A 23,796-nucleotide genomic window follows, 5' to 3' on the forward strand; every position below is an offset into this window, starting at 1 on the left:
ACTCAAATGCTTATGAAGTAATAGTCAAATAAAAAACCAGCAAGTGCGCCAACACTTACTGGCTGATATTAGAATTATCGCTACTAACAATAATTAACTAATTGAATAACAAAATTATGAATAAATACCCAAGATGTGCCTCTCAATCGGGTAATATTACTGCGAAGCACATTATCAAATCAGTTATGAGAACCATCGTACTACTTTTAACGTTCGGGTTGACTACGGTGATGGCAAATGATACCTTTTCCCAAACTCGAATGAATATTAAAGTGGAACAAGTTTCACTTGAAAACTTGCTCAATGAGATACAGAGAAACAGCAAATTCATCTTTTTCTATAGGGATGATATATTACCGAAAGGAGAAAAGGTATCGGTAGCCAAAGAAGATGCTACATTGGAATCTATTTTAAAACCAGTTTTAAATAGATTTAATCTTGGCTTTAATGTCAACGACAGACAGGTGACAATTATTAAATTGTCAGATACTCCATTATTAAAAATAAACAATGGCATAAAGCCTCAAAGCTTTTTAATTTCAGGAACGATTATAGATTCCAACGGAGAACCCCTCCCAGGTGCAAATGTCCTTGAACAAGGAACAACCAATGGTACACAAACAGATTTTGACGGAAACTTCTCCCTAAGTCTTTCTTCATCTAGCGCTACTTTAGTCATTTCGTATATCGGTTTTGCCACAAAAGAAGTTCCTGTGAATGGTCAAAATTCGGTCAACATTACCCTGGAAGAAAGTGCTGCCGGGTTGGAAGAGGTAGTAGTGGTTGGTTTTGGCACGCAAAAAAAACTGAACTTGACAGGCGCCGTAAGTGCCATTGATAGTGAAGATTTGCAGAACAGACCTATTACCAGTTCAAGTCAGGCCTTACAGGGTATTCAAGGGGTGTATATCAATCAAGTGGGCGGACAACCCGGAAATGATGGAGCCACCATCAGAATTAGAGGCGTGGGTACTTTAAACAACAATAACCCCTTAGTTCTTGTCAATGGTATCGAGTTCCCCATCAACGATTTAAATCCTAACGATATTGAAAGTGTAACGGTTTTAAAGGATGCCGCTTCAGCCGCTATATATGGTTCGAGAGCTGCGAACGGTGTTGTACTCGTAACAACAAAAAAAGGTTCCGAACAATCTCAAATATCCTATAGCAACTCGGTCGGTCTACAAGAGGTTATCTCTTTACCTCGAGTAGTGAAAGACCCGATTCGATGGATGGAGTTATATTCCCAAGCTCAATTGAATTTTGGTACTAGCGAGGATGCGTTAGTATTTCCACAAAGCCTAATTGAAGAATATCGTCAAGGTATGCAGACCGATCCATTTACTTATCCTAATAATGATTGGTATGATATCATGTTCGACCCTGCTTTTATACAACAGCACAATTTAAGGTTTACGGGAGGCAGTTCTAAATCGACCTATGCACTTTCTTTGGGAATTCTTGATCAAAATGGTGTTTTGAGAAGCACCGATTCTGAACGATACAACACTAATTTCACGGTCAATTCAGACTTGAACAAATTTGTTTCCATTGGAGGTACTTTCAACTTCTCGTATAAGACGAGAGATGAACCAGTGGTAGGCATACCAGAAGTCATGGAAATGATTTTCAAGGCACAGTCTTATCATCCTACAAAATTGGAAGACGGAAATTATGGAATGAACTTTTTCGACATCCCAGGTCACCGTCGATTTCGTAGTCCACTAGCCTTAACGGACGAGGGAGACACGGATATCCGCAACATAAAACTATTCCTAAATACTTTTGCGGAAATCAAATTACCCCTCAACATTGTTTACAAATTGAACATTGGTTTGACCAGTGAAAATGAACGTCGTAAAATCTTTACACCTCAAATAACACTTTACGATGCTAAAACCAAAGAACCTACACAAATACAAGCGGGTGGTAACCCATACGTAACTTTTGCCGGACAGCAACGCGGCGTTGATCAAAGGGATGATAAATCTTTCAACTGGACCGTTTTCAACACCCTTAAATGGGATAAATCTTTCACGGACAGAACTGATTTAAGTATTTTATTAGGTACGAGTTACGAAAAATTTGATGACAGTTTTTTCACGGCCTCCAACGAAGGGTACTTAAGTAATAATCTTTACGAACTCAATGCGGGGAGCACCAACCCTATCGTAAGTGGCACATCCACTGAGTCCAGTCTTGTATCCTACTTTGGTCGGGCAAATTTTGTTTTAAATAGTAAATATTTGTTTGAGGCCAATTTTAGATATGACGGCTCATCTAGATTTGCTCCAGGTAACAAGTGGGGGTTTTTCCCGTCTATGTCTGCCGGCTGGAGAATTAATGAAGAAAACTTTCTAAAAGATATTGATTGGCTAGGTCAACTAAAAGTAAGAGCCTCTTGGGGACAATTGGGTAATGAAAGAATCGGATTTTTTAGATATCTTGATTTAATTTCCCCTGGACAGGATTACACCTTTGGCAATGTCATTAATCCAGGTACAGCAGTATTAGTTGATAATGATGATGGAATTTCTTGGGAAACCACAACGATTTCCAACATTGGTGTTGATGCAAGTTTTTTCGGCGGAAAACTTACCACTAGTTTTGAATACTTTGATAAAACTACCGAAGACGTTTTAAGACCTGTCGGCATCCCTTCTCAGGTAGGTTCCCTAGGAGGACCCATTCGCAACATTGGTGCTATAGAAAACGACGGGATAGAATTTTCACTCGGACATAGAGAGTATTTTGGAAATTTCAGATACAATCTTTCAGGAAGTGTAACATATATTACCAATAAAGTGGTCGACCTTAATGGTGAAATCATATTGGAGGACAATTCAACCGACGGTAGGGGACCTTTCAATATTACGCAAGAGGGAAATCCAATAAACCAATTCTTACTGTATCAGGCCGATGGACTGTTTCAATCTCAAGAAGAAATTGATGCTCATGCATTTCAAGGTACAGATACTCAACCTGGCTATATTAAATATAAAGACCTTGATAACAATGGCGTTATCGATTTAAATGACAGACAGGCCGAAGGTAATACCATTCCAAAATACACCTATTCCTTCAATCTCAATTTTGGTTATAAAAACTTTTCCTTAAATACTTTTTGGCAAGGTGTTGAGGGAGTGCAGACTTATAACAAACATGTTTCCGGGGTGCCATTTTGGTTCGGAACCTCGTTACCTGTGGGTTGGGCGAATGATTCTTGGACTCCTGAAAACAGGGATGCAAGTTTTCCTATTCTGACCAGATACCAAGATACTCAAGCAACCTTATTTAGACCAAGTGACTATTGGTTGCTAGATGCTTCCTATTTAAGGTTGAAAAATATCCAATTGGCCTATGATTTTAATGCCGAGGTGCTTGAAAGCATTGGAATGACAAAATTGTCAATATTCTGCAACGCCCAGAATCTTTTGACATTTACCCCATTAAAGGATTTTGACCCTGAGACCGATTTAATTGGGAACAACTTCTTTGATTACCCTTCGACCAAAATTTACACCATTGGTCTTAACGTCTCATTCTAATAAAAATATCATGAAAAGATTTAAATCCCTATATATATTCTTTATCTGTATTTCAATGTCTATCAGTTGTTCCAAGGAACTCTTAGAACTTGAACCAGCCGATCAAAGTTCGATTGAAACCTATTGGAATTCCGAAGATAATGCAGCTGCAGCCCTCACTGGTTGCTATGAGCCCTTATTAGGGCCTTACTATGGCGAAGGATCATGGTTGCTAAAGTTGGAGGATATCACCCCAAATGCCTTTGAAATTGATGATGGAAGTGGCGCCTCCTCCATAGCTCGTGGAGACAATAATCCGACACTACCCCTGATTAATTCCAGATACCAAATTGCCTACGAAGGCATCGGAAGAACCAATACTTTTTTGGCAAATATTGATGCGGTTCCTATGGATGAAAACCTTAGAGCAAGATACATCGGAGAGGCTCGCTTCTTAAGAGCTTTTTACTATCACAATCTCATAGAGTACTACGGTGGGGTACCTTTGATTTTGGACCCTCCCAATAATAACACTCAAGGTCAATTACCTAGAAACTCAAAACAGGAAATTCTGGAGGTTATCTATTCTGATCTAGATGCCGCAATCAATATATTACCCGTATCGTATTCCAGTACAGACCAAGGAAGAGCCACTCGAGGTACTGCATTAGCATTAAAGGCAAGGTCGGCCTTATATAATGAAAGATGGTCGGAAGCTCTTGAGGCTGCGCAAGCCGTAGTTGATTTGAATGAGTACGGCCTCTTTCCAGACTACCGAGGACTATTCTTGTTAGAAAATGAACGAAATAGTGAGGTAATCTTTGATGTGGGATTTCAGTTTCCTGAAATCACCAATAACTATCATGAACTTTTCCAACAGGGGAATGTTTTTAAAAGTTTGGTCGATGCATATTTAATGACAGACGGTCAAAGCATTGAAGAATCGAATCTTTATAATCCGGAAAGCCCTTTTGAAAATAGAGACCCACGTTTAAACCAAACCTTAATCACTATTGGATCGATGTTCAATGGTCAATTAGTCACAGGAGATGAGCTGTTCGCCGATTTAACGGGTTATGCCTATAAAAAGTACACCTACTTTACTGATAATGAATCAAGAACGGCTCCACAGCCGAACCAATCGGAGATTAACCCGATTCTATTTAGATATGCCGAAATATTATTGACCATCGCAGAAGCAGAAAATGAATTGAATGGCCCAACTTCTAGAGCATATGATGCCATAAACGAAGTTAGGAACAGGCCATCAGTAGACATGCCCAACGTTATGGCCGGACTTTCACAAGCAGAGTTTAGGGAAGCATTACGTTTAGAACGAAGAGTGGAATTCGCCGGAGAAGGGCTTTACTACAAGGACATAGTAAGATGGCGTACTGCTGAAGTAGTAATGAACGAAGATGGCCTAGACCAAAATGGTAATGTAATTGAAAGTAGAAGTTTCAACCCTGACAGGGATTACCTATGGCCATTACCCGATAGGGAAATCTTGTTAAACTCAAATTTAGAGCAAAACCCAGGGTACTAGAAAATATAAAATAAGCATATGAAAATAAGTAACAACCATTTAATTTATTTATGCTGGCTGATAGCTCCTTTTTTAGCTTGGTCTCAACAAAATTCAAAAAAGGCACCTAATGTAATTGTAATACTTACGGATGACCAGGGCTCGATTGACTTGAACGCATATGGAGCTACTGATTTATATACGCCAAACATGGACAGGTTGGCAAAAGAAGGCGTAAGATTTACCCAATTCTATGCCGGAGCTCCTGTTTGCTCTCCATCAAGGGCCGTACTGTTGACAGGCAAAACCAACTTAAGGGCAGGACTCCCCAATAACGTACCTATTCCAGAAAGGGCTGAGGAGACAGGTCAATACGGACTTCCAACAGAGGAAATCACTATGGCGGAGATGTTAAAGGATAATGGTTATAGCACCGCATTAATTGGAAAATGGCATCTAGGGCATCGCCCTCAAAACCTACCAAATGGTCAAGGTTTTGATTATTTTTTTGGACATCAACGAGGGTGTATTGACAATTATTCACATTTCTTTTTTTGGGATGGCCCCAATAAACATGACTTATACAGAAATGAGGAGGAAGTCTATTATCCTGGGGAGCATTTTTCAGATTTAATGGTTGATGAGATAAAGGGCTTTATAAATAATCAAAGCGAAAAACCATTTTTTATCTATTGGGCATTTAATGCCCCACATTATCCATATCAGGGCACTCCAAAATGGCTAGATCATTATAAAGACCTTCCAACTCCGAGAAAGGAGTACGCATCATTTTTATCGAATACAGACGAACAGATTGGTAAAGTTTTGACTTACCTAGATGAAAATGGTCTTACTGAAAATACCATCGTGATTTTTCAATCAGATCATGGCCACTCGAAGGAAGCTAGAGCTTTCTATGGTGGTGGAAATGCAGGCCCATATCGTGGAAGTAAATTCAGCATGTTCGAAGGTGGGATTCGAGTTCCGGCCATTATTAGATATCCTAAAGAAATTCCTGCCAATGAGGTACGTGAGCAACTGGCCATGGAAACGGATTGGTTCAGTACAGTTGCCGACTTGGCCAACATTGACATCACCGGATTAAAAGTGGACGGAAAAAGCTTAATGCCTATTATTAAAAATGCTAAAGATGGTTCGCAACATGAAACAGTTTACTGGCAGTTGGGCGGTTATGATGATACCACCGCACAATGGGTTGTACGGAAAGGACCTTGGAAACTTATTGGCAACGTAAATGAACCACTAGGAGAAATGAAACAAAAGCAAATCCCCGAACTCTTTTTGGTGAATTTAGATGAGGATATAGGAGAGCAAAATAATCTAGCCGAAACTAATCCACAAAAATTAAACGAACTCTTACAATTGCACGACGTGTGGCTTAAATCGGTAAGAGATGAAATGAATAAATAGTTATAGCTTAATTGTTGAGTTGTTAGTTAGTTAAGAAAGGGCGGAAAATATTCCGCCCTGGTTTATTTCCGGTAAATTATCGATCAAGAAAAGAGACCTTTTTTCATAAAGACTTGAAATTTTGGTTTGAATAGGAATTGAATAAAAAGGGTATTGCTGAAAAATATTTGAATGTCTTAACCACATAGTCATACAAACAATTAATTGAATACATTCAATTAACTAATCCTTTAAAAATCAATTGCACTGGCTAAAGAGTTGATTTGAGAAGATAAATTTTTTATGGTTTAAATTTATACACCTAAACGACCTAATAATTCGAAAGCAAAAAGTAAAGCATATGATCCGATATATTTGAAGAAAAATATTTCATATTTCCCTCCAAGCCATAACTTATCCAAACAGCGAATCAAAAGGCCTTCCCACAAATCTTTTCCCGAATTTAGCAAGTGGATCTTATCAAACTTAGTTTTTGATTTAAGTTTCATAAAAGGTCTTGAAAATTTGTTAGTTAGCTTAAGCCTAATTAGACAAAATATTATTGATCTGGTTCCAAAAACAATTACAGAATGGAGTAAATAAATTGCTAATATCCAAGCCCGTACTACTTATCACACAAAACAAATTATTTATATAAAAAAGCAGGGTGGGTGGTGGCCTAAAAAGTGAATGTTCAAATAAACGATTTGAAGAAACAAAGTTTGTCTTTATCTTTCAATAGCATTCTAATTTTGGTCAAGGGTTTTACTCAGACAAATAACGAATTAAATAAAAGGCACTACCAACCTACTAAATGGGTAAATGGGAAGCTAAAAACGTATTTAGTTGGTACGGAGGCGCTTGACTACTCACACGAATCATTATTTTACAACTTCCTCAATTGAAGTTGTGATTACAAAATCTGTTTTTTAAAATGTATATTTTGGGTATTTTCAAATCGGCTGCGAGAATTTTTATTCTAAGCTGTTTTCTTATTTCTGTTCTCAGTCTTAAAGGTCAAAATAATGAGGAGAAATCGCTAGTTGATTTGGTCTACCCCCAGCTTGACACCGAGAATTCAAGATGGTTTTTCTTCTCTTCTGCCAGTAGACCTTTTGGAATGGTCAACTTGAGTCCGGACACGGAGGTTGATGGTGCTTGGGGCAGTGGTTATCGCTATAAAAATGATACGGTTAGGGGCCTCAGCCATATTCATGCTTGGCAACTTTCAGGACCTTCCGTTCTTCCAATAGACCTGCTTTCAACAAATGAAAAATCGGTTTTTGAAGACGCATCTTCATCATTTAATCATGAGAAAGAGACTATCGTACCTGGCTATCACAAACTTTATCTAGAAAGATATGGCATTGAGGTAGAATTGACGAGCACCAAAAGAGTAGGGTTTCATCAATATCGTTTTAAAACAAACAACAGTGCCATATTGATTAATCTAAGCGGTCAACTAGGTCCTTCTACCATTACAAATGGTTCATTAAAGCAGGTTGGGCCAAGGGATTTTGAAGGAGAACTTACCAACGCACCAACAATACGAAGGCCAAAACCATTCAAAGTATATTTCAGAATTGTTTTAGACCGAGATGTCGAAAAGGTTTCAGGTTCCACCGATTTCGGTAAATATTTATTGAAGATTAAGAACGGAGAAAAGGAAGCAAAAATGAAAGTCGCTCTATCATATACTTCCTTGGAGAATGCAAAATTTAATCTTGATTATGAATTACCCCACTGGAATTTTCAGAAAATAGTGGAAGATTCTCGAATGGAATGGAATCAACTATTGGGCAGGATAAAGGTTAAGGGTGGTTCAGATCAACAGCAACGCAGATTTTATACCGATTTATGGCATGCACTACAGGGGCGTAGAATAATAAACGATGCCAATGGCTACTACCCTGACCATACGGGTGATAGCTTTAAAGTAAAGCGACTTCCACTTTCCAAAGAAGGGAAACCTTTGTTCAACCATTTTAATTCTGATTCATTTTGGGGAGCACAATGGACAATCAATACCCTATGGCAGCTGGTCTATCCAGAAATAGCGGAATCTTTTGTTAACTCACTTCTTCAATATTATAAGGATGGTGGCATGGTGCCTAGAGGTCCTGCAGGCGGAAACTACACCTATGTTATGACGGGGGCCAGCAGTACTCCATTTATTGTGGGTGCCTATCAGAAGGGCATTCGTGGTTTCGATTTCAATTTGGCCTACCAAGCACTTAAAAAAAACCATATGCCTGGCGGAATTATGACCAAGGCCGGATATGAACACAGCACTTTCTCTGGTGGTGGCTTGAACTACTATATCAAAGAAGGTTTTGTGCCCTATCCAGTACCGGAAGGAGAATTTGGATACCATCAGAACGGACCATCGCTTACTATGGAATATGCCTATCAAGATTGGTGTCTTGCCCAGTTTGCAAAAGTGCTTGACCAATCAGAAGATTATACTCACTTTATGGGGCGGTCTAAAAATTATGAAAACGTTTTTGACTCAAGTTCAGGTTGGATGCGTCCAAAAAACTATGGGGGTGAATGGTTAGAACCTTATGACCCTTATTATCATGGAAAGGGGTTTTCTGAAGCGAATGGAGCTCAGAATACTTGGTTTGTGCCTCATGATTTAAAGGGACTTGCGGAATTAATGGGGGGAAATGCTAAGGCGGTTGCCAAACTTAATGGCCAGTTCGAAGAAGCCAAAAAATTAGGGTTTACTTCAGGTAATTCACATTCGCAAGAAGAACACCCGGAGTATTCACGAATACCAATAAACTACGGAAACCAACCTTCAATACAGACGGCTTACATTTTTCAACATTTGGGTAGGCCTGATCTTACACAATATTGGACAAGGGAAGTTGTAAACACCGTGTACCAAGGATTAACTCCTGCCCGCGGTTATAATGGGGATGAAGACCAAGGCTTAATGGGATCCCTAGCTGTACTTATGAAAATAGGGTTGTTTCAAATGACAGGTGGTGTAGAGCTCAATCCGACCTATCAGATTACGGGTCCACTCTTCGACCAAATTGAAATTGAATTAAATAAAGACTTCTATAAAGGTGGGAAACTGGTTATTAAGGCAAACAATAGTAATGATCAGAACGTTTATATTAAAAAAGCCCAGTTTAATGGTCAAGTGGTTGAGGACTTCCTCTTAAGTCATGAAAATCTAACCAGAGGTGGCGTTCTTAAACTAGAAATGTCCCCAAAACCCCCGTCTATCACAGATAAGTAAAAGCTAGGATTCTTTTATTGCAAGTAAATAATACTAAATAAATGAATCGCATGATAAAAAAGAAAGTAGCCCCGGCAAGAATCGAACTTGCATCTAAAGTTTAGGAAACTTCTATTCTATCCATTGAACTACGGGGCCAAAGGGTGCAAAATTAAGAATACTTTTCAAGTAGTTTCATACTAATCTCAGGATATTTAACCAAATTCTGAATATAGACCCTACTCTTCATTCGTTTTATGTGCCTCTCTATTTTCAGGGCAATAGTCATATTCTCTACTTCAAGAGTAAAATAATATTCCCATGGAATTCCTTTTTTGGTAAAACCTTCATTCTTATTATAGTCGATATGCCAAATTAACCGCTCTTTCAAATCGGCGGTAACTCCTACATAAAATCTATCGGTTGTCTTGGATTGAACCACATAAACGAAAGGCATGTGGTAAATTTAGGAAACTTCCCCCGATAGCTATCGAGGCTATCCATTGAACTACGGGGCCAAAGGGTGCAAAATTAAGAATACTTTTCAAGTAGTTTCATACTAATCTCAGGATATTTAATCAAATTCTGAATATAGACTCTACTCTTCATTCGTTTTATGTACCTCTCTATTTTCAGGGCAATGGTCATATTCTCTACTTCAATAGAAAAATAATGTTCTTTAAAAAGCATCAAAAACCTAGGGATAAAAAAAGCATGGGCCAAAAGACCCATGCGAAACATAATAAAAAGCCGTTGATTATTTAGGTTTATACGTTCTCAGGCACTTCAAAACCTTGACGATAATCCCTAGTTAAATATTTATCAGCCTCAGGATCATTGATGAAACGTTCCGTTTTTGGGTCAAAGTCTAAGACACGTCCGGTTCTATAGGCTATATTACCTAAATGGGCCAAACCAGATGAAAGATGTGCAGTTTCTACGGGTCCGTTCAAAATTGATTTGTCGTGCTTTCTTACCGCCTCAATAAAGTTCGCAAAGTGACCATCGGTTCCACCAGCTCCACGATCCATACCAGTACCGGAATCTCCACCGTCACTTCCTGATTTTCCAGGGGTTCTATCTTTACCCAAATACGTTTTGTATTTATCGTAGCCATCCACGACAAGAATGCCCTTATCCCCATAGAATATATTACCTACGGTAGCACCGTCTTCGGTATTGGTACACCATGGGCGTACTTCAAACTGTATAATTTTATTTTCTTCTGGATAATGGTAAACCGATGTAAGCACCTCTGGTGTTTCTTTGCTATCATCCCAAAGAAACTTACCTCCCATGGCCGTAATTTTTGATGGTAGCCCAACATCTAGGCCCCACATACAAAGATCGGTTTCGTGAATACCTTGATTACCGACATCTCCATTACCATAATCCCAGTGCCAATGCCAGTTGTAGTGAACCAGGTTTTCAGTAAAAGGTACCTTTTGAGCAGGGCCTGTCCATAAATCATAATCCAGGCCTTGAGGCACTGAAGATTGACCTTTGTCACCTATATCGGGCCTCCATCTGAATACCAAGCCTCGAGACATATAAACCCTACCGATATAACCGTCTCTCATTAATTGAATGGCCTCATTAATTGCCGGGGAACTTCTTAACTGAACCCCATGCTGTACTATTCGGTCGTATTTATTGGCGGCCTCGACCATCTTTCGCCCTTCCCAAATGTTATGGGAACCTGGTTTTTCAACATAAACATCTTTACCCGCCTGACAAGCCCAAATCACTGAGAGGGCGTGCCAATGGTTCGGTGTTGCTATACTGACTACATCAATATCTTTATCATCGAATACGTTTCTCAAATCTTGTTCAAGAGATACCTTTTGGTCATATTTTTCCTTAAACTCGGCTTGGCGCTCTTTAAGCACGTTCATATCAGGGTCGCACAAAGTAGTAACGCGAACATTGTCCTGGGCCATGAAGCCTTGAATGTGAGATTTCCCCCTTCCGTTCACTCCGAGAACTGCTGCGTTAATTCGATCATTTGCGCCGAAAACGTTTGCGGAAACAATGGTAGGAGCTGCAATCACGCCTGTTCCGGCTACTGCTGTTTTTTTGATAAAGGATCTTCTTGATGATTTCATTTTCAATCTATTTGGTTTTAGTAAAGTTGTATTTCAGTCTATCTCTTTATGCTTTTTCAATGTTGTGCAATCGAATACGCAAAAAGAGCCGACTTAAGGCTTCGTAAGTTAACAATTAATAGAATATCTTTTTCTAAAAATTTATCGAATTGCTAAAGAATATTAACCTGTATAGGGGTTTTTCGTAGTTTTTTGCAGCTATTTATGAATAATAGCAAGAAGTAACCTTACTAGCGTAAGGGTAAAGACTTCCCCAAACCTATCAGAAATGAAATGCAATCTTGATGTACTAATTATTAGTGTTTCCCAGTTGAAAAAACTATAAACAAGCAAGCTATCACAAAGCAAATTGCAAAAAAACAAAAAAGGACAATGTAGTTATCCATAAGTAGGTATTTTCTTCAAACTTACTCAAAATAAGCATTAACATGCTGTCAATCTGTAGATTATTCGATGAAATTGAGGTAATGGATTCTAACTGATTATCTCATCGATCAATAGAGTATATTCATCGTAAACCGATTCCGTTTATCGATTTTTTATCTGAAGGATATAAAATTTAGGGAATAGTGGAATTTTCTTAAGTATCAATTCGGCTATTTTTAGGTGCTTTCAAGTCAAGACCACTAATGCCGTCGTTCTAACTTAGATGTATGGCTTTCAACTTTTGAAAGGAGAGTCTATTATTAACTTAAAAATGAGCATTATGAATAAAGATCAGTTAGAAGGCAAATGGAAACAAATAAAAGGTAAGTTCAAACAGAAGTACGGTACCGTCACCGATGACGACACCACATTTGCCGAAGGTAAATTTGACGAGATGTTAGGCCGTTTACAAGAACGTACCGGTAAAACGAAAGAAGAATTGAAAGAGGAAATAAGTAGCTGGTAATTCCAGCAAATAAAGAAAGGCCCTGCGAAACAGGGCCTTTTTATTTATCTTAAATCGACGGAAATCTATTCTATTCTTGCCCGAACAAAATCAAGCAATGGAGGTATCGCAGGGTATACCATGTTATGCCCGTAGCCATCCATCTCCATCAACTCGACATCTTCGTGCCCCACTACTTTGAACATTCGGTATAAATAGGCAACTTCTTCATATCGTCCTAACATTTCCTTTTCACGATTGCCCGTTATCAATAAAATGGGAGGAGCATCTTTTCTAACATGAAATAAAGGAGCATATTTATCAACGATGGGCTGCGTACCCGCAATACCCATTTCTTTGCGTATGGTAAAGTGCGTGATGCTATGGCCGCTAAGCGGAATCAATCCCGCAATTTTATCGGCATCTATATTGAATTTCTTCAGGTATTCTTTATCTAGGCCTACCATACTGGCAAGATAGCCGCCAGCACTATGCCCCGTAACAAAAATTTTGTCGGGGCTTCCCCCATATTCCTTTATATGATTGAACGTCCACGCAACGGCGGCGGCTGCATCTTCTATATAAACAGGGTGTTTTACCTTTGGGTGCAAGCGGTAATTAACGGTCACAACAGCCACCCCCTGTTCCAACAATCCTTCCGGAATATGTTTATTGCCTCCTTCAAGTCCACCGCCATGAAACCAAACTACTGTGACCACATTGGAGGTATCTTTTGGAAAATAGACATCGAGTTTGCAGCGCTCTTTTAAATAGGCGTCTGATTTTTGAGATTCAGTATCGTAGTAAGGTATATTTTCTTTTAGCTCGTAGGTGATTTGGGCAAAACCACTACTAACACTCAGCAGCAAAATAAACAACCATAATTTCATATCGGCCATGTTCTATTAGTTTCTACGGTGAAACTACGAAAATACCTAAATATGATAGGCCTTATGAAATGTAAAAGCGAATGCTATTCGTAAACCTCCACAACCATTTCTACCTCGATAGCGATATTATCAGGTAAAGAGCCCATACCAACGGCCGCTCGGGCGTGCTTTCCCCTTTCGCCGAAAACGGCTACCATTAAATCGGAATAGCCATTGACCACTTTGGGTTGGTCTCCGAAATCAGGGTCACAATTGACCATGCCCTTTACCTTTACCACTCTCTTGACCTTATTTAGATTGCCCAATTCGGCCTTTAGAACAGATAATTGGTTAATACCGGTTACCCGGGCTGCCTCATAGCCCTCTTCAATAGTAAGGTCTGAACCTACTTTTCCTGTTATGTTTTCACCATCTGCCTTTAATGGACCTTTACCGGCCAAAAAAATCAAATTGCCGGTGCGCACTGCATTTACGTAGTTCGCCACAGGGGATGAAGGTGCTGTTAATTCTATACCCAATTCTTTTAGTTTGGCTTCGGGATCGTAATCTGGATCTATTACAGCACTTTGAGGTTTTTGCTCTATAGTTGTAGGTTCTTTTTCAGTGTTACAAGCGATGAAACATAGAAACCCTAAGGCTATCAAATAGTTTTTCATGTAAGGAAATATAGGTTGATTATGCGTTTTCAAGTATTTCTTTTACGCGTCTCGCAACAATTCGCTCCTGACCCGGATCCATCATCCAAGTGGTGATACCGACCTCTTCTTTGTTGCCCACTGTTTCTATGGATGGATGCCCATCTCTAAGTGCCTTTCGCATATCATCTTTTGATATTTTGACTATACTTTCATCCCACTTAATCTTTAAACTAGGCACATGGTTCGCGTGCGGAGGTACATGTATTTCAGTTTCGACACCTTTTACCGATTTGGCACTATCACTGATCAATTTGATTTGATTTTCCCAAAGCTCCCATTCTTTTTCGTGGTCTCGGCCAAGGTACAGTTCCAAGGCTACCAACATACCCAAAACTTCTTCCTTATTTACTTTCATACCCCGGGCAATGGTGGTACCCCTAGGCGGTGTATGTAAACGGGCAGCTTCTATGTATTTTCGTTTCCCTAAAAGAAGTCCGGCACTCTGAGGTCCGCGAATACCTTTTCCACCTGAAAAAGCTACTAAGTCAAAGCCCATTTTGGTAAACTTAAATAGGTTTTCAACCGGTGGAACATCAGCGGCACAATCGATAAATGTGGGTATGCCGTGCTTTTTCCCCAGTGCGACAAAGTCCTCTCTTGAAATCTCGCCCAGATCGGTATTGGCATTTAAATACCACAACATGGCAGTATTCTTATTAATAGCCTTTTCCAAATCTTTGGCACTTTTCACACTAACTATCTTAGCCCCAGTATTAATTAGGGCATGGGTATAGGCAATATCATGGGCCTCTTGCACTATAACCTCATTCTTTAGCCCGGTCGTGTCAGGTAATTGACTAACTTTTTTAGTATCCATACCACAAATGACACCGGCCAAACCAATGGTCATGGCACCAAAAGCACCTGAAGATACGGTGGCGTATTCACATTCTAAAAGTTCAGCTATGCGCTCGCCCACTTTGTCGTGCAATTCGTCTAGATTAACGTATTCAGTGGCGCCATACGTAATGGCCTCGGTCACTTCTTTCTGCATCAATGAGCCCGTCATCGAAGTATAGGTGCCGGCCGCATTGATAAACGTACGCAAACCTAGCTCTTTGAAATAATCACGAGCAGCAGGCTTTAGCACTAACTCTTCGGTGGCTTTGGCACTTATTAAACTCGGCCCCATGATTCCCCCTACTAGCGGGAGGGCCGTTATTGATTTTAGTACTTTTCTTCTGCTGCTCATAATTATTTCTTTTTATTAGTTTATTAATCCAATGCGGCTATACAATCCATTTCCACCAAAGAATCGCCGGGTACACCACCATATGTTGCCACGGTAGTACGTACAGGAGGATTCTTACCAAACCGGCCTCTAAACACCTCGTTCATGGCTTTATAATCACCCAAATCGGCCAAATATACGTTCACTTTAAGAACCTGTTCCATCGATGAACCATTTGCCTTTAGCTCTCTTTCCAATTCTTTTAGTACAATTTCGGTGTGCGCCTTAATCTCAAAAGGTTCAGTATGCGCCCCTTTACCGGCAATGTATAGCGTGTTGCCGTGCTTTACGGCTCCCGAGAAAAGCGGAATATCTTGATCGGTAACGATTTCGCCAACGACCTCTTTTTTAGGCTTCGCTGATTTTTCTTCCGATTTTTTAGACATGGCATTTACCGTACCTACACCAAAAATGGCCGCAAGGCCCATTCCAAGCTTTTTAAAGGATGCCCTTCTTGTTGTTTTATCTTCCATAGTAAAATTGAATTGATTTATTATTAAGTGTTTAAATTGTTTGCTATTCGTTCCAAAATGTTGCGGCCAATCCATTCAAGTCATAGACTACCTTACCTTCTCTTATGGTCACCTCGCACTCAAGCTTCTGCTCGCCGCTCATTTTCTTTCCTTTTGAGTCTATAAAACCAAAATTGCCGTTGTGAAGGTTTAAGATGGTTACGTCGGCAACGGCACCTTCAGACAAATGGCCCAACTCTTCTCTTTTAATGGCCTTTGCCGAATTCCATGTGGTAGCCTCAATAACCTCGGCCACCGGCATTTCTAAATTCAAAAACTTCGACATAATATTTACTACGTCTTTCATGCCCGCATTCATGCTACCCGTGTGCAAATCGGTACTGATCGTATTGGGCTTGAAATTTTGTTTCATCGCCGGAACAACTTGTTCAAAAAGAAAACTGCCACCACCATGACCAACGTCAAAAATGATTCCGCGCTCTTGGGCCTTCCAAGCAAAATCGGCCACTTTTCCATCAGGGCCAACCAACGGCGTTCTTCCATTCACATGGGCATAAGCGTGGGTAAATATATCTCCGGGACGTAATTTTTCCATAAACAAAGTGTTCAGCGAAAGCTCTGGCTCACTACCCCCGAAATCGATCATCACAGGAATATCGGCCAACTTTCCCGCTTCAACAGCACTTTCTGCCGGTTTCCAATCAAAACCACTAAAGTGAGCCAATTTGATGCCCACCACATGCTCTTTGTTCTGCCTTGCCACCATAGCAGTTAGCTTGGCATCCATATCGGCCAAATTTTGCTCTATGGCGCCCCCTTTCATACCCGAACCTACAATGTTCATAAAAGCCAGCACCCTTGTTTTTGAACGATCGATTACTTGTTCTTTAAACAATTGAAAATTACGCCATCCTGCTCCCCCGGCATCAACGACCGTCGTTACCCCGGTACGAAAACTGAATCCGTCAGGTGGTAGGGCCGTGAAGCTATTGCTCAAATAGGAATGTGGTTCGGTACCGTGAAAATTATGGCTATGAATATCTATAAGTCCAGGGCTTACGTATAAATCCTTGGCATCGATAACAACGGTAGCGGATTTACTGGAAATAGAAGAAGCGACCTTGGCAATTTTTCCATCTTTGATGGCCACATCCATCACCTTATCTATTTTGTTTTTAGCATCGACAACATGCCCGTTGTCAATTAAAATGTCATATTCTTGGGCGCTTACTACGAACGTGCCGAACATTAAGGCGGCTAAGTGCCATAATCGGTATAACTTTTTCTTTTTCATTTTCAATGGTTTGGTTTTACTCGGTAACGACTTTTATAGGCTCGATAGGCTCGCCACTCTCTTCTTGCTCTTTTCTTAGGTCAGCCACCAGTGTTTCTTCAATCTCAGACGCCTCGTTACCGAAGCTGGAGCGTACGAAAGTCAACACTTGGGCAATTTCTTTGTCGCTTAGAAAACGATGTTGTGGCATAACCCCGTTATATACCTCATCACCAACTTTAAGGCTACCTTCCATACCGTTTAGCAAAACTTTCACCAACCGCTCTTGATCACCAGTAACCCAATCGGTCTCCACCAATGGTGGAAAGCGCCCAGAAGCTCCTCTACCGTTCATTTGATGGCAAGCGCTGCAATACTGCTGATAGATTTTTGCCCCGCCCACCAAATTTTTAGGCATTAGGTTATCTTTCTCAAAATCTGGGGTTCTTATATGGGATAATTTTTTGTGCTCTTCCATCGAAGCCAATTGCTCCGCACCAAAATCGTTCTTATCGCCGTTATAGACCACCTTCCATATTTTCCCTTTTACCGAGTCGGAGATATATAGCTCTCCATCGGGGCCTATCGCTAAACCCATGGGCCTATGGGCAGCATCTTTGGTATTGACTATAGGGTCTACCTTGGCAAAGCCATCTGCAAAAACCTCAAATTCTCCACTAGGCTTGCCGTCTTTGAAAGGTACGAAGCCCACGAAATAACCTGACTGCGGATAAGGTGCTCTATTGGTAGAACCGTGAAAGGTAATAAAAGCGCCATGCTTGTACCTTTCGGGAAATTGATCACCCTCGTAAAAAACCAAATCGTTAGGGGCCCAATGACCCGGGAAACCTATTATCGGATCATCGTATTGATCGCAACGACCTACTATCTTACCATCACCCCCATATTCAGGGGCCAGCACCTTTTTACCTTGCATTTGATCGTAATAGCAATAGGGCCATCCGAAATGGGTACCTTCCTCGATTTTGATAAATTCTTCCGAAGGCAATAAAGCACTTTGATGTGAATCATATAAGTTGGGCCATAACCTCAAAAGATCATCGCGGCCGTGAACAACACCGTACAGTTCTCCATCTACCGGATTCCAGTTCATAGCGACCAAGCTTCTAATACCCGATGCATATTTATATCCGTCTTTTTGCGTTTGTCCTAATTTGTTGGCATCAAAACGCCAAACCCCGGCATGATCTTCAAGTTGCGGACATGGGTCGAGACCCGGTGCGCCTGGTGTACGCTTTGGTTCTTGGCAAGCGTTAGAGGGAGCCCCAAAAGGAACGTACATATACCCTTCATCATCAAAAGCAATGGGCTTACCTATATGTTCGTGCTTACCATGTTCATGGTCGTCGGTCACGACTACCTGCACCTCTCCCTCAGGGGTAAGCGAACCTGGCTTTAATTTTTGTCTATAAACAACAAGATCCGAACTATAATATATATAGCCGTTATAAACCCTCATTGCCGTTGCATAGCTCCAACGTGAACCTTTTTCAGTGCCCCCAAATTTGGCGGTCTCATCGGCATAGTCATCACCATTGGTATCGAGTAATGCCATTACGGCCTTATCGGGCTCTGCATTTCTTAATTTGGCATAGACCACATGCTCGTCTGAAACTGCTAGGTGTCTTACGGTCTCGTCGACCTGTTCGATAACCACAGATGAAGTGAAACCATCGGGAAGATAGAGATCTCCCCCCTTTTCCTCGGGGGCACACTGCAACATAATGGCAGTGGCCCCGAGTACTAGTAAAGGACTCTTTCGAGGGAAATTGGGATACATAATTTCAGGTTAGTTTGGTTTGGTATTTTGTTATTCTTGGTAAATAACAGTCTTAAAGTAGTGCACTTTTACATACCCGCCAAAAAATTAAACATAAAATGTGCTCGAGCACACCAATTTTTTCAAGAATGATATAAAAAGATTGTTCTATTTACAGTAATCTCAAAGAAACGTTGCGAATTTTCTATTCGAAAGTCAAGCTTCCGAAAAATTCTGGACGATGAAAATCAGGCCTTTCGGTATCGATGGCATTCCACGAAACGTAGTGCGGCTTAGACGTATCATCACCACATTTGTAGAAATTCGCTTTTGACTTTAATCCTTTTAATTCGAAATCTTTGGAATACGTCCAAACTTCCTCAGATATCACAACGGTCATCTCCCAGTCATGTCCTCCACCCTTTTCTTCAAAAGGAATATTCCCCAGACTTGACCTTACTTTTATATATTGTTTTATGATATCCTTGTCAATAAAGGTACGCTTACCTCTACCTGGGCCATAGGCCAAATGCGTAGTGCCAATACAATTGAATTCAAAATTGTAATAATTACCATCTTGCAGGGGATCGATAAAAAACTCGACGCAGCTATCGCGATGTGTTGAAGAGTTCGGTTCGCTAAATTGGGCAAGCACGTTCTCTTCGGAAACATAGAACTTCAGCCAAATATCATTCTTGTTTCTGGCAATTCTAAAATGAACCTTTGGCAAATAAGAGTAGACATCCCAGTTCAAAAGTGAAATATTATTAATCTCTGTTTCCGCTTCCAATAATCTTGAAACGGTTTCAAGATCAGCTTCTTCCTCAAGTACAATTTGCTTTACAACTATAGATTTTTGTTCCGTATCGGTCTGTGCCATTGAGAATGAATAAATGAAAATGAATGCTGCCGCGATGTATTTGCCCAACTTAAAATGCAATTAATGAATTACCACAAATAGAATATAGCTACTAAACTATTTATCAACACCTTATAAAAGTATCGATTTTACATATATCCTCAAGATAAAAATAAAGCCAAGCGGTAAAAAATAATGTAGGTCTGATGTCAGACAAAAGAATGACATGAAAATCGAATTCCTATATCTCCAAGACATCTTCACCTAAATTGCTGTCATGCAACAGGCTTATCCATTCTTTCCTATTCAAAAGTACGGCTCGCTGGTTAATGGACCCCTTGTCGGTAACCTCTCCATTTTTGATACTCAACTCGAACCTAGCAATCATCGCTCGTCTTACCACAGTTGTGGCGCCCGTGTTTTTTTTGGCTAAATTTCTAAGTGCCCCTAGAATGCTCTCCTCTATTTTTTGCTTCCTATCATGCTCCACAACAACTTTTTTCAGATGATCGAACGAATGATCAGGATTTAAAAATAGCAGGGCTCCGACAAAATCTTTATCATGCCCTGTAAGCACTGCATCTCGAATAAGCCCGTTACTTTCGGCAATCAACTGGGCCCGAAGAAGCCCTACATTGACCCAAGTACCGGAATTAAGCTTAAAGTTCTCGGTAATTCTTCCGTCGTAAATCAATCCTGCACTCGGGTTGTCGACATCTTCAAATTTTAACGCATCTCCACTTTTAAAAAAACCTTCTTCATCAAAAGCATTGGATGTCTGCCAATCATCGTTCCAATAACCAGGTGTAAGATTAGGGCCCTTAAAGCGTACTTCAAAGGCATCACCAAAGGGCACTAATTTTGTTGTCATTCCTGGAACAGGAACTCCTAAATTTCCGGCCCTTTGCTCATAACTTGTATTGAACATGGTCGATGGGCAAGCTTCGGTCATACCATATCCGGAAGAAATCAACACACGTTTTCCGGTAGTTCTTAAGGCCAAAGCATCTAAACAATCACGAACATGCTGGGATAAACTGGCACCACCGAAAAAGAGCATTTTAAGTTGGCTAAAAAATGTTTCGCAAAGATTGTTATCTTTCTGCAACACCCCGACCAATTCTTCAAACCCCTTGGGAACATTGAAATAGACCGTAGGCGGGATCTCCCTTAGATTTTTTATCGTCACCAGAGTACCTTCAGGAGTAGGGTTTCCTTCATCTATATAAAGTGTACCGCCATTATAAAAAGCGAGACCGAAATTATGGTTACCCCCAAAAGTATGGCTCCAAGGAAGCCAATCGATTAAGGTAAGTCCGCCATTTTTCATAAACGGATAGGTCTGGGTAATCTGTTGTAAATTACTCGTTAGGTTGGCTTGGGTATTCATAACCCCTTTAGGCATTCCGGTAGAGCCGGAAGTAAAAAGAATTTTTGCAATTGAATTCCCTTTAATTTTTTGATGCGCCTGTAAAACAGCTTTTGTCACTGGCGTTTCCAAAACATCTTGAAACAATAGGGCATTTTGCACAGGGTTTTCCACTACCACAAGTGTAGCAGAAGTTTCTAGACTATTCAAGGCACTTGCATATTGTTGGCCATCCTGAACAAAAATTAGACCTGGGTCAAGCAATTCAATACAATGCTTAAGCTTTCTAAAATCGGTGGATTTTAGGGAATAGGCCGGACTAATTGCCGAAAAAACGACACCTACATGTTGTGCAGCAAGGGCCAATAAGCCATGTTGCCAACTGTTACCCGAGAGCACAACAATTGGTTTCGCCTCGCCATTCTTATTGTTAAGCAAGAACTGACCGATGTTCTGAATTTTGTGCCATACTTCAGCATAGGTAAATTTCAGCCAGTCACCACTTTTGTTTCTTTGGGCAAGTAAGACACTATCTGGCGTTTGTTCATACCAATAACGAAGGCGTTCGGTGACCTTCTGCGGGAAATCTTCCAAAGCAATTTTCGAGCGGAGCAAAATAGTGCCATCGGCACGCATTTGCCTATCAATGTCAATGGATATGGTCGGAACCTCTAAATACGGAGTGTCTTGTTGCGTCAACAGTTTTAGTTTAATTTATTTTGCGGCCATTCTAATGGCACCATCTAAACGAATGGTCTCACCGTTGAGCATTTGGTTCTCTATTATATGCTGTGCCAATTGAGCGAATTCTTCTGGTTTACCCAATCGGGAAGGGAATGGTACCTGTTGCCCCAATGATTCTTTAACTTCTTCGGAAAAACCCATAAGCAAAGGAGTCTCGAAAGTTCCAGGGGCAATGGTCATCACACGAATACCAAAACGGGCCAATTCTCGAGCTATGGGCAGCATCATTGAAATGATGCCTCCTTTTGAGGCCGAATAAGCGGCTTGGCCTATTTGTCCTTCATAAGCCGCTACCGATGCGGTGTTGATGATAATACCACGCTCGCCATCGTCTTCCGGTACATTCTGGTGCATAACATCTGCCGCCAATCGCAACACATTAAATGTTCCGATCAGGTTGATTTCAACAACTTTTTTAAAAGTAGCAAGTTGATGGATCCCACTTCTACCTAAAACCCGCTCTCCGGGGCCTATACCCGCACAATTGATTACCCCATTGAGCCTGCCGAATTTATTCAGCGCCTTCTCAAGGGCCAACTTGACGACCTCCTCATCGGTGACGTCTGTCTTGCAAAACAAGGCATCAGCACCTAGTTCATTTACTACTTTTTCACCTGCTCCCTCATTGATATCGGCCAGAACGGCTTGGCCTCCATTTTTTAAAATCATTTTGGCCACTGCCAGACCAAGGCCCGAAGCCCCACCGGTAATCAAAAAAACTTTGTTCTGAATTTGCATATGTTTATCCGATCAAGAATGCTAGGCGATAATACCTGTTGTCGTTTTCACCGTTACGAAGATAATCATATCAAACGGCTTATTAAACCCTTTTGAATGTACCTTATTATGAGGTAATTAGTTTAACTTTATAGGAGAACTCAACACAATAAGGTAAATGAACACTACCGTTCGCATAGCCAGAATACTGTCTGTCTACCTAATTATTACCGGGGCAGGGTTTGGTATATCACCTGATTTTTATACTCAGTTGATAGCCCATACAGGAACAGACCCGATTCTTATTAATTTGTCCGGAATGGTGCATTTCTTTATCGGTATGACCATTATCGCTTATCATTTCGTTTGGAAGTCTTTTCTCGAAATTGCAGTTTCATTATTGGGTTGTCTGTTTCTCTTGAAGGGAATTTTCTTGATAACCATTCCTGAACTCATCTTGCAGTCCGGTGACAACCCCGCTCAAATACCTTGGCTCATGTCTACTGGGTTTCTATTGGTGGGCATTATACTAGCTTACCTGAGTTTTGTCAAATCCAGCGTACAAGATGAAGAAGATTGATCAACTCAATTAGACGAAAAATGAAAATAATCTCAAGTTCTAGCAAAGGAAACTATAAGGTAACAGACGCCCAAAAAGAGGTTTGTGAAGTAACCTATCAAAACTGGTTTTCTAGCAAGGCCACTACGGTTTTCAAAGGTCACACCATTGAGTTAAGCCCTAAAAATATATGGACGAGCAAAGTGATTATTACCAAAGACGGGGCGATTATTGGCGATATTACCTTTAATCTGAAGGCAGAAATAGTTATCTGTATTAGAGACAAAACTCAAAAAGAACATTTTTATATTTTACGAAATAAAGGAGTGTTTCATCTAAAGTTTGAATTATTCAATCAAGATGACAAGCGGTTGTTGACCATGGTTTCAAGCAATAAATGGTTGAAAACAAGTTATGATTACTCCATAGAATCAGTACGGCCCAATTTTAATATCGAGCTAGCAGAACTTCTCATTTATTGCGGTTATTCGGCCAATCTCTACCTCACCATGATAAGTGCTATTTGAGCATTT

At 40.4% G+C, this 23,796-nt stretch carries 18 protein-coding genes and 1 tRNA gene; 7 read left to right on the plus strand and 12 right to left on the minus strand.

Annotation, left to right across the window (positions count from 1 at the left end):
• Positions 1 to 116: 116 nt before the first annotated feature.
• From IL356_RS02280 to IL356_RS02295, 4 genes are all read left to right on the plus strand, one after another.
• Entirely contained in the window at positions 117 to 3,548 is a 3,432-nt protein-coding gene (locus tag IL356_RS02280; protein WP_121847408.1) for a SusC/RagA family TonB-linked outer membrane protein, read from the plus strand.
• A gap of 10 nt (positions 3,549 to 3,558) precedes the next feature.
• Entirely contained in the window at positions 3,559 to 5,073 is a 1,515-nt protein-coding gene (locus tag IL356_RS02285; RefSeq protein ID WP_121847407.1) for a RagB/SusD family nutrient uptake outer membrane protein, read from the plus strand.
• 18 nt (positions 5,074 to 5,091) lie between these two features.
• The gene (locus tag IL356_RS02290; protein ID WP_121847406.1) at positions 5,092 to 6,483 is read left to right on the plus strand and encodes a sulfatase family protein; all 1,392 of its coding nucleotides are present in this window, start codon (positions 5,092 to 5,094) and stop codon (positions 6,481 to 6,483) included.
• Between the two features lie 913 nt (positions 6,484 to 7,396).
• Positions 7,397 to 9,715: a GH92 family glycosyl hydrolase gene (locus tag IL356_RS02295; protein ID WP_121847403.1), complete on the plus strand. Its 2,319-nt coding sequence runs from the start codon at positions 7,397 to 7,399 to the stop codon at positions 9,713 to 9,715.
• Positions 9,716 to 9,781: 66 nt separating this feature from the next.
• On the opposite strand, the gene IL356_RS02300 is transcribed toward IL356_RS02295, so the two are convergent.
• From IL356_RS02300 to IL356_RS02310, 3 genes are all read right to left on the minus strand, one after another.
• Positions 9,782 to 9,853, minus strand: a tRNA-Arg gene (locus tag IL356_RS02300).
• Between the two features lie 13 nt (positions 9,854 to 9,866).
• Positions 9,867 to 10,151 (minus strand): GIY-YIG nuclease family protein, encoded by a 285-nt coding sequence (locus IL356_RS02305; protein WP_121847402.1) that lies wholly within the window; start codon positions 10,149 to 10,151, stop codon positions 9,867 to 9,869.
• A gap of 310 nt (positions 10,152 to 10,461) precedes the next feature.
• Positions 10,462 to 11,799 (minus strand): Gfo/Idh/MocA family protein, encoded by a 1,338-nt coding sequence (locus IL356_RS02310; protein ID WP_121847401.1) that lies wholly within the window; start codon positions 11,797 to 11,799, stop codon positions 10,462 to 10,464.
• 706 nt (positions 11,800 to 12,505) lie between these two features.
• Between IL356_RS02310 and IL356_RS02315 the strand changes: the two genes are divergently transcribed.
• The gene (locus IL356_RS02315) at positions 12,506 to 12,691 is read left to right on the plus strand and encodes a CsbD family protein (protein WP_121850568.1); all 186 of its coding nucleotides are present in this window, start codon (positions 12,506 to 12,508) and stop codon (positions 12,689 to 12,691) included.
• Between the two features lie 65 nt (positions 12,692 to 12,756).
• On the opposite strand, the gene IL356_RS02320 is transcribed toward IL356_RS02315, so the two are convergent.
• The 9 genes from IL356_RS02320 to IL356_RS02360 all read right to left on the minus strand — a co-directional run bounded on the left by IL356_RS02320 (position 12,757) and on the right by IL356_RS02360 (position 22,725).
• Positions 12,757 to 13,569, minus strand: coding sequence for an alpha/beta hydrolase (locus IL356_RS02320; protein ID WP_225621369.1), 813 nt, complete (start codon positions 13,567 to 13,569; stop codon positions 12,757 to 12,759).
• Between the two features lie 74 nt (positions 13,570 to 13,643).
• On the minus strand, positions 13,644 to 14,216 hold the full coding sequence (locus tag IL356_RS02325; RefSeq protein ID WP_121847400.1) for a RidA family protein: 573 nt from the start codon (positions 14,214 to 14,216) through the stop codon (positions 13,644 to 13,646).
• 19 nt (positions 14,217 to 14,235) lie between these two features.
• Positions 14,236 to 15,450 (minus strand): aminotransferase class V-fold PLP-dependent enzyme, encoded by a 1,215-nt coding sequence (locus IL356_RS02330; protein ID WP_162987786.1) that lies wholly within the window; start codon positions 15,448 to 15,450, stop codon positions 14,236 to 14,238.
• A 23-nt stretch (positions 15,451 to 15,473) separates the two neighbouring features.
• The gene (locus IL356_RS02335; protein WP_121847399.1) at positions 15,474 to 15,962 is read right to left on the minus strand and encodes a RidA family protein; all 489 of its coding nucleotides are present in this window, start codon (positions 15,960 to 15,962) and stop codon (positions 15,474 to 15,476) included.
• Positions 15,963 to 16,005: 43 nt separating this feature from the next.
• Positions 16,006 to 17,256 carry an amidohydrolase/deacetylase family metallohydrolase gene (locus IL356_RS02340; RefSeq protein ID WP_121847398.1) on the minus strand — a complete coding sequence of 417 codons (1,251 nt, stop codon included), beginning with the start codon at positions 17,254 to 17,256 and terminating at the stop codon, positions 16,006 to 16,008.
• A gap of 16 nt (positions 17,257 to 17,272) precedes the next feature.
• Entirely contained in the window at positions 17,273 to 19,036 is a 1,764-nt protein-coding gene (locus IL356_RS02345; protein WP_121847397.1) for a PQQ-dependent sugar dehydrogenase, read from the minus strand.
• Positions 19,037 to 19,220: 184 nt separating this feature from the next.
• A complete protein-coding gene (locus IL356_RS02350; RefSeq protein WP_121847396.1) occupies positions 19,221 to 19,943 on the minus strand; it encodes a carbohydrate-binding family 9-like protein in 723 nt (240 codons plus the stop codon).
• Positions 19,944 to 20,115: 172 nt separating this feature from the next.
• Positions 20,116 to 21,942, minus strand: a complete 1,827-nt coding sequence (locus IL356_RS02355) for a feruloyl-CoA synthase (RefSeq protein ID WP_205601267.1) — start codon at positions 21,940 to 21,942, stop codon at positions 20,116 to 20,118.
• A 15-nt stretch (positions 21,943 to 21,957) separates the two neighbouring features.
• Positions 21,958 to 22,725, minus strand: a complete 768-nt coding sequence (locus IL356_RS02360) for a 3-hydroxyacyl-CoA dehydrogenase (RefSeq protein ID WP_121847394.1) — start codon at positions 22,723 to 22,725, stop codon at positions 21,958 to 21,960.
• 157 nt (positions 22,726 to 22,882) lie between these two features.
• Here IL356_RS02360 and IL356_RS02365 point away from each other — a divergent pair, with 157 nt between their 5' ends.
• Complete coding sequence (locus IL356_RS02365) at positions 22,883 to 23,284, plus strand: hypothetical protein (protein ID WP_121847393.1); 402 nt, start codon at positions 22,883 to 22,885, stop codon at positions 23,282 to 23,284.
• A 20-nt stretch (positions 23,285 to 23,304) separates the two neighbouring features.
• The gene (locus IL356_RS02370) at positions 23,305 to 23,790 is read left to right on the plus strand and encodes an aminotransferase (RefSeq protein WP_121850565.1); all 486 of its coding nucleotides are present in this window, start codon (positions 23,305 to 23,307) and stop codon (positions 23,788 to 23,790) included.
• The last annotated feature ends 6 nt before the right edge of the window (positions 23,791 to 23,796 follow it).

This window comes from Euzebyella marina, assembly GCF_014855515.1.
Classification (GTDB): Bacteria; Bacteroidota; Bacteroidia; order Flavobacteriales; family Flavobacteriaceae; genus Euzebyella; species Euzebyella marina.

Coding starts and splice junctions, on each gene's coding strand:
- IL356_RS02280 (WP_121847408.1), top strand. CDS start 117: ATGAATAAATACCCAAGATGTGCCTCTCAATCGGGTAATATTACTGCG.
- IL356_RS02285 (WP_121847407.1), top strand. CDS start 3,559: ATGAAAAGATTTAAATCCCTATATATATTCTTTATCTGTATTTCAATG.
- IL356_RS02290 (WP_121847406.1), top strand. CDS start 5,092: ATGAAAATAAGTAACAACCATTTAATTTATTTATGCTGGCTGATAGCT.
- IL356_RS02295 (WP_121847403.1), top strand. CDS start 7,397: ATGTATATTTTGGGTATTTTCAAATCGGCTGCGAGAATTTTTATTCTA.
- IL356_RS02305 (WP_121847402.1), bottom strand. CDS start 10,151: ATGCCTTTCGTTTATGTGGTTCAATCCAAGACAACCGATAGATTTTAT.
- IL356_RS02310 (WP_121847401.1), bottom strand. CDS start 11,799: ATGAAATCATCAAGAAGATCCTTTATCAAAAAAACAGCAGTAGCCGGA.
- IL356_RS02315 (WP_121850568.1), top strand. CDS start 12,506: ATGAATAAAGATCAGTTAGAAGGCAAATGGAAACAAATAAAAGGTAAG.
- IL356_RS02320 (WP_225621369.1), bottom strand. CDS start 13,569: ATGGCCGATATGAAATTATGGTTGTTTATTTTGCTGCTGAGTGTTAGT.
- IL356_RS02325 (WP_121847400.1), bottom strand. CDS start 14,216: ATGAAAAACTATTTGATAGCCTTAGGGTTTCTATGTTTCATCGCTTGT.
- IL356_RS02330 (WP_162987786.1), bottom strand. CDS start 15,450: ATGAGCAGCAGAAGAAAAGTACTAAAATCAATAACGGCCCTCCCGCTA.
- IL356_RS02335 (WP_121847399.1), bottom strand. CDS start 15,962: ATGGAAGATAAAACAACAAGAAGGGCATCCTTTAAAAAGCTTGGAATG.
- IL356_RS02340 (WP_121847398.1), bottom strand. CDS start 17,256: ATGAAAAAGAAAAAGTTATACCGATTATGGCACTTAGCCGCCTTAATG.
- IL356_RS02345 (WP_121847397.1), bottom strand. CDS start 19,036: ATGTATCCCAATTTCCCTCGAAAGAGTCCTTTACTAGTACTCGGGGCC.
- IL356_RS02360 (WP_121847394.1), bottom strand. CDS start 22,725: ATGCAAATTCAGAACAAAGTTTTTTTGATTACCGGTGGGGCTTCGGGC.
- IL356_RS02365 (WP_121847393.1), top strand. CDS start 22,883: ATGAACACTACCGTTCGCATAGCCAGAATACTGTCTGTCTACCTAATT.
- IL356_RS02370 (WP_121850565.1), top strand. CDS start 23,305: ATGAAAATAATCTCAAGTTCTAGCAAAGGAAACTATAAGGTAACAGAC.